This is a genomic window from Streptomyces sp. NPDC025651 (assembly GCF_055558735.1).
Genome location: NZ_JBVHLZ010000021.1, coordinates 94,341 through 108,495, shown reverse-complemented (window position 1 = coordinate 108,495; position 14,155 = coordinate 94,341). Strand labels below are relative to the sequence as shown.

17 protein-coding genes and 1 pseudogene are annotated in these 14,155 nt (G+C 71.0%); 11 read left to right on the top strand and 7 right to left on the bottom strand.

The features are described from left to right. Positions 1-120 precede the first annotated feature (120 nt). Both ku and ACZ4D5_RS42125 read left to right on the top strand, forming a co-directional pair. Positions 121-1,026 carry a non-homologous end joining protein Ku gene (gene ku / locus ACZ4D5_RS42130; RefSeq protein WP_467777826.1) on the top strand — a complete coding sequence of 302 codons (906 nt, stop codon included), beginning with the start codon at positions 121-123 and terminating at the stop codon, positions 1,024-1,026. Between the two features lie 363 nt (positions 1,027-1,389). Next, positions 1,390-1,923 (top strand): hypothetical protein, encoded by a 534-nt coding sequence (locus ACZ4D5_RS42125; protein ID WP_467777825.1) that lies wholly within the window; start codon positions 1,390-1,392, stop codon positions 1,921-1,923. Here the strand turns inward: ACZ4D5_RS42125 and ACZ4D5_RS42120 are convergent. Beyond that, entirely contained in the window at positions 1,886-2,740 is an 855-nt protein-coding gene (locus ACZ4D5_RS42120) for a hypothetical protein (RefSeq protein ID WP_467777824.1), read from the bottom strand. The genes ACZ4D5_RS42125 and ACZ4D5_RS42120 overlap by 38 nt on opposite strands. 203 nt (positions 2,741-2,943) lie before the next feature. Here ACZ4D5_RS42120 and ACZ4D5_RS42115 point away from each other — a divergent pair, with 203 nt between their 5' ends. Genes ACZ4D5_RS42115 through ACZ4D5_RS42105 form a run of 3 tightly spaced genes read left to right on the top strand, consistent with a single transcriptional unit; the run spans position 2,944 to position 3,974 of the window. After that, a complete protein-coding gene (locus ACZ4D5_RS42115; RefSeq protein WP_467777823.1) occupies positions 2,944-3,381 on the top strand; it encodes a hypothetical protein in 438 nt (145 codons plus the stop codon). A 57-nt stretch (positions 3,382-3,438) separates the two neighbouring features. Then, a complete protein-coding gene (locus ACZ4D5_RS42110; RefSeq protein WP_467777822.1) occupies positions 3,439-3,690 on the top strand; it encodes a hypothetical protein in 252 nt (83 codons plus the stop codon). 56 nt (positions 3,691-3,746) lie between these two features. Continuing rightward, the gene (locus ACZ4D5_RS42105; RefSeq protein WP_467777821.1) at positions 3,747-3,974 is read left to right on the top strand and encodes a hypothetical protein; all 228 of its coding nucleotides are present in this window, start codon (positions 3,747-3,749) and stop codon (positions 3,972-3,974) included. Positions 3,975-4,085: 111 nt separating this feature from the next. On the opposite strand, the gene ACZ4D5_RS42100 is transcribed toward ACZ4D5_RS42105, so the two are convergent. Continuing rightward, complete coding sequence (locus tag ACZ4D5_RS42100; protein WP_467777820.1) at positions 4,086-4,445, bottom strand: hypothetical protein; 360 nt, start codon at positions 4,443-4,445, stop codon at positions 4,086-4,088. A gap of 160 nt (positions 4,446-4,605) precedes the next feature. Between ACZ4D5_RS42100 and ACZ4D5_RS42095 the strand changes: the two genes are divergently transcribed. Beyond that, on the top strand, positions 4,606-5,109 hold the full coding sequence (locus tag ACZ4D5_RS42095) for a hypothetical protein (RefSeq protein ID WP_467777819.1): 504 nt from the start codon (positions 4,606-4,608) through the stop codon (positions 5,107-5,109). A gap of 83 nt (positions 5,110-5,192) precedes the next feature. Here ACZ4D5_RS42095 and ACZ4D5_RS42090 read toward each other — a convergent pair whose 3' ends face one another. Then, entirely contained in the window at positions 5,193-5,450 is a 258-nt protein-coding gene (locus ACZ4D5_RS42090) for a hypothetical protein (protein WP_467777818.1), read from the bottom strand. 389 nt (positions 5,451-5,839) lie between these two features. On the opposite strand from ACZ4D5_RS42090, the gene ACZ4D5_RS42085 reads away from it, so the two are divergent. After that, positions 5,840-6,778: a hypothetical protein gene (locus ACZ4D5_RS42085; RefSeq protein ID WP_467777817.1), complete on the top strand. Its 939-nt coding sequence runs from the start codon at positions 5,840-5,842 to the stop codon at positions 6,776-6,778. On the opposite strand, the gene ACZ4D5_RS42080 is transcribed toward ACZ4D5_RS42085, so the two are convergent. Both ACZ4D5_RS42080 and ACZ4D5_RS42075 read right to left on the bottom strand, forming a co-directional pair. Continuing rightward, on the bottom strand, positions 6,714-7,259 hold the full coding sequence (locus ACZ4D5_RS42080; protein WP_467777816.1) for a bifunctional DNA primase/polymerase: 546 nt from the start codon (positions 7,257-7,259) through the stop codon (positions 6,714-6,716). The two genes, ACZ4D5_RS42085 and ACZ4D5_RS42080, sit on opposite strands and share 65 nt — an antisense overlap. 69 nt (positions 7,260-7,328) lie before the next feature. Continuing rightward, entirely contained in the window at positions 7,329-8,552 is a 1,224-nt protein-coding gene (locus tag ACZ4D5_RS42075) for a tetratricopeptide repeat protein (RefSeq protein ID WP_467777815.1), read from the bottom strand. Positions 8,553-9,045: 493 nt separating this feature from the next. Here ACZ4D5_RS42075 and ACZ4D5_RS42070 point away from each other — a divergent pair, with 493 nt between their 5' ends. From ACZ4D5_RS42070 to ACZ4D5_RS42060, 3 genes are all read left to right on the top strand, one after another. Then, entirely contained in the window at positions 9,046-9,477 is a 432-nt protein-coding gene (locus ACZ4D5_RS42070) for a hypothetical protein (RefSeq protein WP_467777814.1), read from the top strand. Positions 9,478-9,556: 79 nt separating this feature from the next. Beyond that, entirely contained in the window at positions 9,557-10,327 is a 771-nt protein-coding gene (locus tag ACZ4D5_RS42065) for a class I SAM-dependent DNA methyltransferase (RefSeq protein WP_467777813.1), read from the top strand. 23 nt (positions 10,328-10,350) lie between these two features. Beyond that, the gene (locus ACZ4D5_RS42060) at positions 10,351-11,250 is read left to right on the top strand and encodes a protein kinase domain-containing protein (RefSeq protein ID WP_467777812.1); all 900 of its coding nucleotides are present in this window, start codon (positions 10,351-10,353) and stop codon (positions 11,248-11,250) included. Between the two features lie 335 nt (positions 11,251-11,585). On the opposite strand, the pseudogene ACZ4D5_RS42055 reads toward ACZ4D5_RS42060, so the two are convergent. After that, a pseudogene (locus ACZ4D5_RS42055) lies at positions 11,586-11,831 on the bottom strand (helix-turn-helix transcriptional regulator); the annotation flags it as partial. 156 nt (positions 11,832-11,987) lie between these two features. Here ACZ4D5_RS42055 and ACZ4D5_RS42050 point away from each other — a divergent pair. Continuing rightward, positions 11,988-13,832 (top strand): zeta toxin family protein, encoded by a 1,845-nt coding sequence (locus tag ACZ4D5_RS42050; protein ID WP_467777811.1) that lies wholly within the window; start codon positions 11,988-11,990, stop codon positions 13,830-13,832. Here ACZ4D5_RS42050 and ACZ4D5_RS42045 read toward each other — a convergent pair. Then, positions 13,796-14,050, bottom strand: a complete 255-nt coding sequence (locus tag ACZ4D5_RS42045; protein WP_467777810.1) for a hypothetical protein — start codon at positions 14,048-14,050, stop codon at positions 13,796-13,798. The two genes, ACZ4D5_RS42050 and ACZ4D5_RS42045, sit on opposite strands and share 37 nt — an antisense overlap. Positions 14,051-14,155 lie beyond the last annotated feature (105 nt).

The window sequence follows — 14,155 nt, the reverse complement described above, 5'->3', positions numbered from 1 at the left end:
AACACGCGAGGTGTGCGACGCCCCTCGTCCCACCTCCGCGTCCGGCGGCCAGGGCCTGCAGCGCGCCGCCCCGGGCCCCGCGGCCTAGCATGAAATCCCAGGTCACCAGGGAGGCGCACCATGCCCGACGGCCGACCGCTGTGGAACGGCTTCATCTCCTTCGGGCTCATCAGCATCCCCGCCCGCCTCTACGCCGCAACCGAGTCCAGGACGGTCCCGCTCCACCTCATCCACACCCAGGACGGCGCCCGCGTGCGCTACCGCCGCGTGTGCGAGCTCGACGGCCAGGAGGTGCCCCGGCACGACATCACCCGCGGCTACGAGACCTCCACCGGCAGCATCGTCCCGATCACCGACCAGGACCTCGACACCCTCCCCCTGCCCACCGCGCGCGCCATCGAGCTCGTCGCGGTCGTCCCCGCCCAGACGATCAGCCCCCTGCAGATGGGGCAGGCGTCGTACTTCATCGGCACGGACAGCAGCCCCGCCGCCGCCAAACCGTACGTACTCCTGCGCCAGGCACTCGCCCGCCAGAACGCCGTCGCGATCGTCAAGTACGCGCTGCGCGGCGACCGCGAACGGCTCGGCATGCTCCGCGTCCTGGACGACACCCTCGTCCTCAACGGCCTCCGCTGGAGCGACGAGGTCCGCGACCCCGCCACCACCGTCACGCCCGCCCGGCCCGTCGACGTCGACGAGGACGAGCTGGCGGCCGCGCTCGACCTCATCGAGCAGCTCAGCGCCGACACCCTCGACGACATCCCCGGCCTCACCGACCGCTACCGCCAAGCCCTCGAAGACCTCATCGCCGCCAAGAGCACAGGAAGCACCACGCCCGCCGGCACTGCCCCCGAACCACCCGGCCAGGTCGTCGACCTCATGGCCGCACTCCAGCAATCCGTCACCGACGCCCGCACCCGCCGCGGCGAAGACACCGAGGACGCCGCCGTCCACGAACTCGCCCCCACCCCCAAGAAGAAGACCCCGAGGAAGAGCACCCCGGCGCGCAAAGGGCGCAGCGCATAACGACCACGCCGCTCAGGACTTCTTCTTGCCGCCCCGTCCGGCCTCGACCCGGGCCCGGCACGTCCGGCACAACGGATTGCCGCCCACCCCATACCGGTGAGTCGTCTCGAAACAGATCCGGCACGGTCCCGCCTGGTCAGACGAGTACGACGGAACAACACTGCGCGGAGCCGGGGCGGGAAGGGACATGCACCCAGGATAAGGACCCGGCTGGATCAGACGTTCTATACGTGCGCCACGGCACCGCACCTCACCCCCGTGATCACATCGCAAACGGCAGTAGGACCCACTCCTCCACACGCCGCCCGGACCACGCCCGCCCGGCCCCCGTGTCCACCACCCTCATCAGCCCGTTGGCCCGGCATGGGAACCCTGCTCGACGAGCTGAACGCCGACCTGGAGCTCGACGTCGCCATCATCTGGGTGTGCCGCGCCTGCCCCGTCCAGGGCCGCTACACTCACGCCTCCGTGGACGCCGCCCGGCACGGCGCTGCGGCCCACGCCATCTGGTGGCACCGCGACACACTCGCCCTCACCGACATCGTCCTGCGGCTGATCTCACAGCAGGAAAAGGATCTCCGCGAGCGAGCAGCGAGCCGGGACTCCGGATTCCTCCCCGCCGACGACGAGCAGCACATCCCGCTCGCCCCGCCCCTGGAGCCCCCTGACGAAGTCTGGCTCTCCCCGATCCAGCAGGAGCTGGTCTGCCGCGCCGTCGGCTGCCCCGAGGACGCCCGCCACCGCCGACGCCACCGCGCCACAGGCCAGAGCACACCCCTCGCCTCCTCAACAGCCCCTCAGCCGAACCGCTCACCCAGTGAGCCCGGGCCCCCGCCTCAGCCTCCGCTGGTTCCTCAGCTCACGGCCCTGGGCCCGCCTCCCGATCCGGCCACCTAGCCACGAACCTCCCCAGCGCGGCACGCTGGCGCGCCTCCTCGGCCAGCACCTCCGCGAGCACCCCGCGATCGACATAGGCCTCGACCGCGGCGAGGACCAGACGCTGCAGCTCGGCAGGATCGAGCCCCTCGACCTCCCACTGCACCGGACACTGCGGGTCGTACCCGTGCCTGCGTGCCCACGCGGGCCAGCGCGGATCCGACGCCTTGCCCTCCGTGGGCGGCAACCCGTACACCTCGACCTGCTCCCGGGTCAGCAGCACCCGCTCCACCCGCGCCCAGCACCCCGTCCGAGCCACCCAGTCGCGCTCGACGTCCTCGCCCGAGGCGTCCCAGTCCCCCACATACAGCAGCACCGCCGGGCGCGGATCCGCCGCCGTCCGCTCCCTCACCAGCTGCGCGTACGGCTCACTGGCAAACCCCCGCACCACCAGGACCGGTATCCCCAACTCCTCCAGCCAGAGCGAGAGTTGGGCCTGAAGGGTGTCCTTCTCGCAGCACACGTGCAGTGCCACCGCCTGGCCCCGCGTCCTGTCCAGGCGGAACGACTCCGGCGCCGCGGCGAGCAGCTCGCCGGCATCCGCCCACACCGGCGCCACATGCACCACCCGCGTCGTGTCCACCAGCTCCGGACCCCGCCCCGCCCTCCGCGACACCGCGATCTTCGACGACAACTTCCGGTAGGCCCACGGTCGGTTGGGAATGATCCCCTCCCGCGCAGCCAGCCTGTAGAACAGCTGCCGCAACGTCACCTTCGTGTCGTACTCGTCCGCCACCAACCGGGCCCGCTCCACCACGCGCTCCCACACGATCCCCACACGGATACAAGTACCCGCCCCGCCGCCCGAGCCCGTGGCCAACAGTTGATACCCGGCCGCCATGGCCCGGACCCTGGACTCGGCACCGTGCACGCACCCCACCGATCGGGAACCCCGCGATGAGCCACAGCCCTGAAGACCACCAACCCGCACGCCGCCCCGCACGCCCGCGGCAGCCTCTCCACGACCACCCGGGACCCGCCATGGCCCCGGTGCCCGGCGCCCCGTTCCGAGCCGACCACGAGGCCGACATGAGCCTCGCGGCCGCCCTGCTCGCCGCGAACCTCGCCGACTGCGAGACCTGCCAGAAGAAGCTGACCACGAAGGTCATCCGGGGCGACCTGCTCGTCCTGGCCGCGCTCGCCATCTCCCTGCCTCACCACCCCCCGCACCAAGTCCGCGAGGGCACCCGCGTCATCTACCCCGTGATCCGCACCCGCAGCGGCTTCATGATCCACGGCCTCATCTGCGCCATGCCCCGCCGCCACCGGCTCGACGTCCTCGCCGACACCCTCGACTACTGGCGCACCAAGATCCCCACCGACCCGGTCGGCCTCACCATCGAACTGCCCCCACCCGCCGACCCGGACTCCTTCGACGGATGCATCGAGATCCGCCGGATGGACTCCCCTCCCCGCTAGCCCTCACGCCATCCGCACACGGGCAACCCTTCACCGGCCACCGCCCGATAGAGAAGCATGCGCGCCTGGCTCTCCTCCCCCCTCCCGCCCGCCGTCCTCGTCCTGGCCGAGCTCACCACCCTCGCCCTGCTCGCCACCACCACCGGAACACCCACCACCACACCCCTGTGGACCGCCGCTGCCGGAGCCACCTACGCCATCACGACGCGATGGCACCACCGCCTGAACCCGTCCACGCTCTGGGCCTGCGCACTCATCGGCGCCGCCTGCACCACCACGGCATGGACGTACACCGCCCCCGCCTTGTGAGCAGCTGCGCGAGAACCCCGCACAGGGTCGAATCGCGCTCTGCCAGACTCACCGGCATGGCATCGAACAGCAGCACCGCAAGCAAGGACGCGCGACGCTACGTAGCCCAGGCGATTGCCGAATCCCGTCACCAGACGCCCACCGAACAGCAGATCGCCACCGCTGAACAGATCCTCACGGACATGATCGCTGCCGCAGAGGCACACGGAGTGCCCGCCAGCGAGCTCGGCTACGGAACCCTCCTCGCAGACGACATCCTCGGCATTCTGCGCAAGCGAGCCTGAACGGAAGGGGTCCCCTTCTCACCAGGCTCCGAGCGCGAATACGGGCACGGGCCCGGCACCAGGAACAACCTGGCGCCGGGCCCGTGCCGCCGTGCCGTGGACGTGGGCGCGTCAGACCCGCTTCGTGCAGGTCACCGGAACCTGCCCACCCCGCACCAGACGCCAATCCGACCCCGACTTCCCGCACTTGAAGTAGGAGTCGCCACCGCGGTTGAACGTCGTCACACAGGAACGCACGCGATCCCCACGGTGGAGGTAGTGGTCGACCGGGTCACTCGTCGTCGCCGACGAGGCGCCACCCGACGGCCTGCGCACCGCCACCGCCTTCCCCGTGATCCGATACGTGGCGCACCGCTTCGCCATCGCCGGTGACGCGCTCACCGTGTGCGCAGCGGGGGCCGACACGGGAGCGGCCGAGGCCTGCGGGGCAACCACCGCACCGGCCACCGCGGCGGCCGTCAGAACCATCATGCTGATCATCTTTCGCATACCGGCCCAACCACATGATCCACACCCCCGGACACGGCCCCGCCCCGCCGATCACCCCTGGGAGCGACCCGCCGTCACTCTCCCCGGTGAGCCCACCGGGCGCCCACCCGCACCCGACCCGCCCGTGCACCACCGTGAACCCATGCACCGCCCCCTCGCCGCCGCCGTCCTCGGCGCCATCCTCACCCTGTGCGGATGCATGGCCGTCCCCCACCACCCCACCACCAACCACCCGCCACCAGAACCGAGTTCGGCGACACCCACGCCCCCGAGCCCCACACCGACCCGGACACCCATCCAGCCGCCCGCGCGCGAGGCCCTCGTCGAGATCACCCGCGAAGCCACCACCGCCCCCACCCCTCCGGCCGCCAGCCGCCGACCCACCGCGCCATACACACCCCCGCACACCACACCCTCGCCCCCGCCGCGCCCGGCACCGTCCCAACGACGCCCCGCCGCCCAACGCCCGACGCCGCCCGCGGCCTCCCCCGCACGGCGCCGCACCCCCACCACGAAGCCGGCACCCGCGCGCCACCCCGCCCCCGGCGCGCACGGGTACGGCATGAGCGACCTGTGCGACACCGCCGAGCAGCTCGACATCGACCCCGCCTGGGCCGCCATGTGCCGCAACTCCTACGGAAGTTGACCGTCCCGCACGGCGATCGGGACCACGCCGCCCGTGCAGCACGGTCCCGACCAAGTCATCGCCCCACACCGATGCGCCGCCGGTCAGCGGACGTGGATGTCGAGGCGGAAGTCCGTACCGTCAGTCACCGCCTTAGCGGCCTTGGCCAGTTCGGCCTCGTCCACCGACAGGTCAGCGGCACGGGCCGCCTCCCACACCAGCGGCAGGACCTCCTCGACAGGACGACCCTGATAGCTCTCCCGGATCGCACCGTACTCCCGCTGCCACTTCTCGCCCCGCTCCCGACCGACACCCTCCATCAGCTGCTGCAGCGCAGCCTCGTTGATCCGCACATGGCTCATGACCAGCAATCCTCTCCAACAGGTGATGATCTTTCCTTCTTCATGATTTCTGGTCAGAAGGGCGCAGGCTGCGGCCTATCGGGTGAACTCCGCGGCCCAGGCGCGGCCCGCGCGGGCGCCCTGTTCCCCTGTCCCGCGCGGTCAGCCCCAGGACACGCCCACTGTCGGAGCATGCAAGCCGCCGTGCCGGACCACGCCCTACAGTGCCCTCGGCAAGGCACGTACGCCGCCCGCCGCCGTCGCCCCAGGCCCTCCCACGCTGCCTGGCGGTCGACCACGACGGCAGGGAAGGCTCCTCCAGTCATTGGCAGGGGCGCCGTGGCACCCGGTGTTCGCCATGCCCACCCTTCCGTGGTCGATCCGTCGGGGCGTGGCGTGGGGCCCCGGACTTGGATGACGCGATGGTGAAGAGCGGCTCGAACAGCCTCAAGTCCCGTACCCGCGGCCGCGTCGCGCGCAACGGCACGACCTACCAGCAGGCCCGTGGGACCGCCGGGTCCCAGCAGCAGCCTCAGGTCGTGCAGTTCCTCGGGAAAAGCCCCCACCGGCCCTACTCCGTGGCCGTGCAGGTGGCTGCCGGCTGGGCCGACCAGGGCCTGGAAGTGCTGCTCCTGACCTCCTCAGACGACAACTGTTTGGCGAACCTCCGCTTCGTCAAGAAGAACGGCCGCATGGTCCTAGAGCAGCCCCCTGTCGCGCGAGGGACGCGCCTCGACGTGCTCTGGTCCAACCCGTCCGGGACCGGACGGCTGGTCGAGTACCAGCACCCGTGGGGCAAGATCCCGGTGGACGAGGCCCTCGACGACATGCGGCCCCACTTCGACGTGATCGTCCTCCTCGACGGCGGCGACATGAGCTATCCCTGGGCCGAGGCTCAGTCGTACGTCCTGGTCGCCTACACCGATATGCCCCGCACCCAGACACAACTGACCGCTACAACCGGCGAGTCCGGCACCGAGCAGGCACTGACCCCGCAGCAGAGCGCGGCCATCCTGCGAGACCGCCAACTGCGCTTCTCCTCCCCCTCCTCCACCCTGCGGGAGCGGCTGGTCGGCATGATCGGCGTCAGCACGGACGATCCCGTCACCGCCGATCCGGCATTCGCCCACGCCGTCGCAGCAGACATGGCGGACAGCGGCCTCCCGATCGCGGGCTGGATCACCGGATCCATCACAGTCAGCGCGTTCAGCAACGTCACCCGGCCCTGCGCACCCCCCGACCCGGCCCGGGGCTACCACGACGCCGCAACCACGCTCCTGGAGCTCATGCGCGCAGCCGGGCAGCGATCCAGCCGGGAAACGGCGCCACCGGTACGTCACGCACGATGACGTACCGCCGCCCCTCCACCACCGAACCCGGCCCGACCAGATAGCCGCCACTGCGACGGCCCGGCCCGCGCACATCAATCCCGAGCCCGAGCGGGCTCCGACCGCCGGAGGAGCTCCCGATCGTGCAGTCCGCAGGCACCCGGAAATACACGTGCCGGCCGCCGCTCGGGGTAGCCACGGTCAGCGTCTGGAGCCACGGCTCACCGAGGCGCGCGGCGAGATCGGCGAGCCGGGCCGGACCGTCCACCTCACCGACATCGAGGTCCAGGCCGACGACGCGGGAGGCCCGGCAGCCCACGCCGATGTTGTCGCCCCCGGCGAGCAGCTCGGACAGCGCCGCCTCCTCCCGCGTGGCCAGCCGCTGCCACCCCGCTCGGGCACCCGGCCTCCCGCGGGGATGGGGAACACGGCCAGCCCGAGCCGGACGGCGCGCACCGCGCCCTCGATGACGGCCGCGGAGCTCCCGCCACCTCGTCCTCATCGTCGTAACAGCAGCACTCGCCGTACGGATCAGGCGAAATGATGTCGAGGTGAGGGGGGGCGGACACAGCTACTGGCGGGCGAGGAGCGCCGCGGCCCGCTGATCGAGCATGGCCGCTTCGGGCTTGTTGCGGTGTCGGATGAGGCGGACGCGCATGTCCTGGGCCGCGTCCCGCACGCGTACGGACTTCACGTCGTCCGCGCAGTCGAGGAACTCGCCCCACACTGTGAACGCGCCGTCGAGGTCTCCCTGTTGGAAGTGGATCTCGCCGAGGTTGCCGAGCACGCTTGCGCGGCTGCGGCGCCGGTCCAGGCCGTGGACTTCCAGGGCCTGGTGGAGCTGTTCGCGGGCGCCGGTGAGGTCGCCCATGGTGGCCAGGATCATCCCGGATGCGTGCGCCCACCGTCCGAGGGTGAAGTGCGAGGCCCATGACTGGCCCGGCTCCTCGGTGGCCGTGCGCTCGATGGCGTTCTGCGAGGCCGAGAGCGCTCTGGTGGCGAGCCGGTGCTGGCCATCCAGGGCGGCGGCCTCGGCGTAGGTGGACTGGTAGTAGGCGAGCGCGCGGGGGTTGGCGAGGTCGTGGGCGTGGTGCATGCACCGCTCGGCGAGTGCGAAGGCCTCGGCGCGGTGGCGGGGGCCGAAGCTGATGGAGTGGACCGTCATGCCGCGCAGGGCGGTCGCGGCGAGCTCGGGTTCACCAGATTCGTCAGCGAGGCGGAAGGCGTGCTCGTAGTAGGCGCTGGCCAGCAGCTGCGGTTCGTCGTCATCGCCGTGGCCGCCTTCGTCCTGGTACATCCAGCCGATGAGGTGGGCGAGCTGGGAGGATGCCGCGAACAGCTTGCGGCCGGTGGCCTCGCTGTAGCGTCCATCGAGCCAGGGGCCGGCGGTGTCGGTGAGGTAGGAGACGGCCAGACTGCGAAAGCGGCTTCCGCCGTACTCGGAGGCCAGGTCCCCGAGTGTTTTGACCATGGAGAGGATCGCGTCGACCTCGCCCTGGCCGACGCGTACGGCCGTGGCAGGGGCTCGCTGGACTCGCCGGGTGATGGCCTCGGCGTCGGGGACGCCGAGGAGGGCCAGGCTGGCACCGCTGGAGGCGGTCAGGAAGTTCCGGCGGTCCACGTTGCTCCTCCCGAGAGCCAGCACTGACGCCACGGTATCGACGGGAGCCGCGCAGAGGGCGGGCATATCGCCACCCTGCGGGAATTCCAGGGCCAGGACCTCGACCAGGTAGGGGAGCCAGAAGTCCGGCCGCTTCTCACCGGTCATCAGCTTGTGGGCGTACTGGCGGGTCATGCCGCGCGGCCCCCGTCCGGCCGCGGTGCCCAACGCGCGGGCCAACTTCGATGGCCCCCAGCCGTGCTTTGCGCACGCTTCCTGGATCATCGCCGTGATGCTCTGGGGCTCGTCCATCTGTTCCCTGGCCCCCTCCCGGGGTGACGTCTTCGGGGTGACGCGGGATGACACGGGGTTACACCTTGGCACCTCCCCACGCGCGGCGTCATGGCGTTGACTCAACACCGCGCCACAAGGCGAACAGGCCTTTACAGACGTCGAGTTGGCGCCACGTCAGCCGCCTCCTCCGGTGCCCCGAGCCCGGGGAGGCGGCGCCCAGCCGGGGTCTGACGGGCACCCGGGTCCGTCGGGCACGCGAACCCGGCTCAGGGGCCGCACCGCGCTGTGCGAGCGGTGCGGCCCTCTCCCCCGACGGCCGGGGCTGCGACACGGCCCCACCGGTTCCGCCCCTCGTCGGCGACGGGCCGAACCGCACAGGAGAAGGAGATTCCCCATGCCTGAACTGCCCTTCGGCAGCGGTGACACCCTGGTCCGCTACCGGGTGCTCACCGGCGAGAACGACGACCCCGCGCGCCGCGGCGACAAACAGCCCGTGGCCCGGTCCGAGTGCGCGCTGGTCTGCCCGGACAGGGCCACCATCGAGCGAACCGTCCAGGCCCTGCGCTCCTCCGACGAGCAGCTGCAGCAACGCCCGACCGAGGAGGCGTTCTACGACTGGACCAGCACGTATGTCGAGTTCGACCCGACCCAGAAGGGCGACGGCGGCCGCGTCCTCTTCGGGGTCGCCTGGTACTCCGAGCCGTACTTCACCGAGAAGGCGACCGCGTTCAAGAACGGCATGCACCAGCACATGTTCGCGGCGCTCGGCGTCGCACTGGATGCGATCGAAGTGACCCACTGGCGTGAGGTGGCGCTCGCCTCCTGACGCCCGCACCACGGGGAGGGCCCGGCGGCACCGCCGGGGCCTCCCCCTCTTTCTGCCCACACCACCAAAGGAGACAGACATGCCGGAGAGCGACTCGGAGAGCGACCTCGACCGCCAGGCGGCCCGCTGGGACAAGTGGGCGCCGCACTACGACGAGCTGTCCACCGGCCGCCAGGCCCGCCACGACGCTGAGCGGCTCCACGACCTGGCCCCCGAAGGCCCCGCGCTGGAACTGGGCTGCGGCACCGGACAGATGGCCCTGGAACTGGCCCGCCTGGGCACCACGACGACCGGCCTGGACGCCTCCCCGAAGATGGTGGAGGCCTTCAACGCCAAGGCGGAGGTGTTCGGCGTGGATGCCCGCGCCGAGCTGGGCGACATGACCCGCATCGATCGCGCGGAACGCTTCGCGACGATCTTCGTCGTGGCCTCGACCCTGTTCGCGCTGACCACGCAGGAGGACCAGGTCGCCTGTTTCCGGGCCGCGGCCAGCCACCTGTGCAAGGGCGGGGTGTTCATCGTCGAGGCACGTATCCCGGACTGGCACCCCGGAACCCGGCAGTCCCTGCGCGTGCGCGAGGTGTCCGATACCCACGCGCACTGGACGGCGATGCTGCACGACCCCGTCAGCCAGACCGTGCGCTCGCAGGAGATCCGCGCCGAGGAATCCGGAATGCGGCTGCTGCCCATGGTCACCCGCTACGCGTACCCGGCCGAGCTCGACCTCATGGCCCAGCTCGCCGGACTGCGGCTCGCGTGGCGCTTCGGCAACTGGGAGGGCGCTCCCTTCGATGCCGGCAGTGCGCGGCACGTGACGGTCTACACTTCCCACTCTTCGGACGACCGCTAGCGCACACGCCCCGGACGGACCCTGTGGCCCACTCCCCTCGCACCACCGCACACCAACTGATCACGTCCATCTGGGGAGAGCAGGCCCCCGCCGCGCTGGTCGCCGACCGGCGCGGCACCTGCCTGTGGCGCATCGACACCCGCACCGGCCCCCACGCCCTGAAGATCACCACCGCCTGCGACGACCCCCACGGGCATGTGGACTCCGAGTGCCTCGCCCTGGTCGAGGCCGAACTGCTGCTCGCCCTGGAAGCCGACGCCGTCCTGAGCGGCCTGTACGAAGCCCATGGCGCCCTGCCGGGCAACGAAGGGTCCTGGCTGGCCTTGCGGTGGGTCAGCGGCGATGACGCCGAGGCGGCGTTCGCCAAGCTCCGCACCGCCCCCGACCCGCTCCGGGCCGCCGCGTACGCCGCAGCGATGAGCCGCGCCGTCGCCGACCTCCACGCGGGCGGCTGGCGCCACGGCGACCTTCAGGAAGTGCACTTCATCCTCGGCGACGGCGCGGCCCACCTCCTCGACTTCGCCATGGCCCACACCCCCGACCGCACCGTCGGCGGCGGGCCGGTGATCTACCGCGGCGCGTATGACTGGTTCATGTCCCCCGAACTCGCGCACGCCCGCCTGACCACCACCCCCGCCGACGACCTGCCCCTCACAGCCGCCTCCGAGGTGTGGTCACTGTGCGCGGTGATCTACGCCTGCTGGACCGGCACCTACCCCATCAGCTCCAAGACCACGACACAGACCACCCCCGAGCTCCGCAAAGAGCTCGCCGCCGGGCACGTCAAACCGTGGGAGCAGACAAGGCCCTGGCCGTTCGCCGCGTTCGAGGACGTCATCACCCGGGGCCTGAACACCGAACCGGACCGCAGACCCACCGCCCGCGAACTCCAGCACGCTTTCGAGTCGCTGCTCCCGCACTAGTCAGGGGCTGCGCCGACGCAGCGGGACGACGGTGCGCCGACCCGTGGCGCGTTCCGCAAGTCGATGGATGGGATCGTCGGAGAGCCGGTCGACGAACTCCAGCCAGCTACCCAATCCCCGGTGGTTTCTCCGAGCCGCGAGCCGGGCCTCGCTCCAACGACCGCAGACCCGACTGTATTGGGACTATTGGCGAAGCGGGGTGTCTACGGCTTGCTCTGGCAAAGCACCGTGTCGTCGGCTCCCAGAGCGCGCGCCGGGTCAGATCCGGTGGTGTCAGCACTGGTGTGGGTGTTCTCGTCTGTGGCCTGCGGTGCCTGGGCGGTCCCGGTGGTGCCAGCTGGGTAGAGATCGGCGAGCTTCTGCAGCAGCCGGGCGTACGCCTCGCGTTCCGGTCCTCGCGGCGCTGTGGCGGCCTTGGGGGATTCCCAGCTACTGACCGTGGCCCGGCGCACCTTCAGCGCGTCGGCTACCTCGTCCAGAGTCAGGCCGTGCGCCGTGCGCAGCCGCTTGCGCTCTGCTGGCGGTGGCAGGGGGGAGCGGGATGCGACCAGCGCGTCGACCGCGTCAAACAACTCCGCCAGCTCCGGCATGGCCGCCTCCTGATCCAGAACCCTACTTCCATAGACCGTACACCCGCCCATTGACCGTACATCTCCCGCACAATAGGCGTACGCATACCGTACGATCTTGGATATGAGAGGTGTGACCGCCGGTACGAGCGAGTTCAGGAGTGTGCTGTGAAGGACGAGGACATCACTCCGGTCCGACTGTCCGAGGAGCAGCACCATGAGATCCTCGCGTCCGAGATCCTGCCGAGGTGGACCAGGGGCGCTGCCGCCCAGGAACAGCCGGTGGTGGTACTGGTCGCCGGGGTTCCGGGGAGCGGCAAGTCCACGCTGTGCACGGTGCTCAAGGCATCCCTGGACCGGCGGGGCGGGGCAGTGCTGATCGGCCGCGACCTGTACAAGAGTGCGCACCCGGCCTACCGGACGCTCCTGGAGAGCGATGACCGCACCGCCGGCGTCCGGGTCCGTCCAGACGTGCTGCGCTGGCAAGCCGCAGTGGAGGAGCACGTCCGGTGCCACAGGTTGGATGCGGTGCTGGAGACCCCGCTTGCCGACGTGGCCGAGGCGAGGGCGAGCGCGCATGCCTACCGCGCGGCGGGGTTCCGGATCGAGGTGGTGGTGCTGGCCGCTCCTCAGGCCGTGACGCAGCTGAGCGTGCTGGACCGCTATCTCGCGCAGGTCGCCGAGCAGGGGGTCGGCCGGTACGTCTCCTGGGACAACCACGCCCGATGTGCGGGCGGCTTGCCCGGGGCCGTGGACGTCCTGGAGAGTGAGCGGTTGGTCGACCGGATCATGGTGGTGCGGCGTGATCTCACCGTCCTCTACGACCGCGAACTGACCGATCACGGTTTCGGGCAGGCGGCAGCCAGGGCGTGCCGGGCGCTGGAGGCGGAGCGGGCACGGCCGTGGACGGCGGGCGAGACGTGGCAGTTCCGCCGCCAGACGGCCGAGCTGGAGCGGCAGCTGCACTCGTTGGCGACCGCCCCCACACGGCGCCTGACGGTGGCCGGGGGTGTGGAGCGGGCCCATGCACTGGCCGAGCCGGTACGCCGGATCGCACAGCCGCTGACCGTGCCGCCCGGCGTGGACTACCACCGGCTCTCGGCTGACGAGCACCATTTCATCTTCGATGAGTTGGTTGTACCGATGTACCTGAGCGACATCACACCGCATGAGCAGCCGGTCGTACTGTACGTGATGGGCGCCCAGGGATCAGGGAAGAGCTACACAGCGCGGATGATGCGCCGCGTGCTGCGTGCCCGTCGGCCCGTGCAGATCGACGGCGGCATGTTTAAGGACCTGCACCCCGACTACCGCCGCCTCCTGGAGGAGGAGCCGCGTACGGCCTCGGCCCGGATCCGCCCGGACTACCGGGCCTGGCAGGAGGCAGCCGAGGCCTATGTGCGAGAGCGCCGCGGCGACCTGCTGATCGAGATCGCCCCGGACGGCGTCGACCATTTCCTTGGCGGCGCGCGCCGCCACCACGCAGCGGGCTACCGCGTGGAACTGATCGTGCTGGGGGTGCGCGCCGCCGACAGCCGCATGGGGACGGCGACCCGATGTGCCGAGCTGGCCCGCCTGGGCGGCACACCTCGCTTCACCCAGGCCGCCGCGCACGCTCGCTCCTGCGCCGTGCTCGCCGATGTGGTCCGCGCGGCCGAGCAGGAGCCGGGCGTGGTCGACTCCGTCTCCGTCATCCGCAGGGACTTGACTGCGGTGTACCGCAACTCGCGCACCCTGGGCGGGGCGTGGGCGCGGCCGCCGCAGGGGGGACAGGTCGTCGAGGCGGAGCAGCAGCGCCTCTACACGTCGGCTGAGGCTGTGTGGTTCCTCGCCACACTCCAGCAGGTGCAGGGCGAGCTGCCGCAGTACCGGTCGGATCTGGTCGAGATCGCCGCGATGGCCTGGCCCTTGATGCCCGCCCATCTGCGGCCACGCCCGCTCGCTTCCACGCTCCCCGCCACGGCCCTGCCTGTCCCCTACTGGCCGGTGAGTTCCTTGCGCAGAGCCGCATAGCGGGCTGCGATCTCAGCGACCTGGTGTGCGTCGGGATCGTCCTGGAGGACCTGCTGGTCAGCGGTACACGCCGCCAGGCCCTCCTTAAGCATCGTCAGCCGCTCAGAGGCGGGTGCGACGGCCCGCCGCTCCTTGATCAGTTCTTCGGAGTACCAGCGCCGGACCTCCCGTACCAGCTGGACGGCGGTCTCGGGGCTCACATGTTCTGACTCGGACACGACAGGATCCTTCTCGTTGCCGGCGGATGACGGGTCGTCATTGTCCCTGGCCGAGACGGTGCGCCCCGCCGGGCCGGGGAGCCGGAGGCCTCGCGTACAGGGGGC

Coding starts and splice junctions, on each gene's coding strand:
- ku (WP_467777826.1), top strand. CDS start 121: ATGCCCGACGGCCGACCGCTGTGGAACGGCTTCATCTCCTTCGGGCTC.
- ACZ4D5_RS42125 (WP_467777825.1), top strand. CDS start 1,390: ATGGGAACCCTGCTCGACGAGCTGAACGCCGACCTGGAGCTCGACGTC.
- ACZ4D5_RS42115 (WP_467777823.1), top strand. CDS start 2,944: ATGGCCCCGGTGCCCGGCGCCCCGTTCCGAGCCGACCACGAGGCCGAC.
- ACZ4D5_RS42110 (WP_467777822.1), top strand. CDS start 3,439: ATGCGCGCCTGGCTCTCCTCCCCCCTCCCGCCCGCCGTCCTCGTCCTG.
- ACZ4D5_RS42105 (WP_467777821.1), top strand. CDS start 3,747: ATGGCATCGAACAGCAGCACCGCAAGCAAGGACGCGCGACGCTACGTA.
- ACZ4D5_RS42100 (WP_467777820.1), bottom strand. CDS start 4,445: ATGATGGTTCTGACGGCCGCCGCGGTGGCCGGTGCGGTGGTTGCCCCG.
- ACZ4D5_RS42095 (WP_467777819.1), top strand. CDS start 4,606: ATGCACCGCCCCCTCGCCGCCGCCGTCCTCGGCGCCATCCTCACCCTG.
- ACZ4D5_RS42090 (WP_467777818.1), bottom strand. CDS start 5,450: ATGAGCCATGTGCGGATCAACGAGGCTGCGCTGCAGCAGCTGATGGAG.
- ACZ4D5_RS42080 (WP_467777816.1), bottom strand. CDS start 7,259: ATGAGGACGAGGTGGCGGGAGCTCCGCGGCCGTCATCGAGGGCGCGGT.
- ACZ4D5_RS42075 (WP_467777815.1), bottom strand. CDS start 8,552: ATGACCCGCCAGTACGCCCACAAGCTGATGACCGGTGAGAAGCGGCCG.
- ACZ4D5_RS42070 (WP_467777814.1), top strand. CDS start 9,046: ATGCCTGAACTGCCCTTCGGCAGCGGTGACACCCTGGTCCGCTACCGG.
- ACZ4D5_RS42065 (WP_467777813.1), top strand. CDS start 9,557: ATGCCGGAGAGCGACTCGGAGAGCGACCTCGACCGCCAGGCGGCCCGC.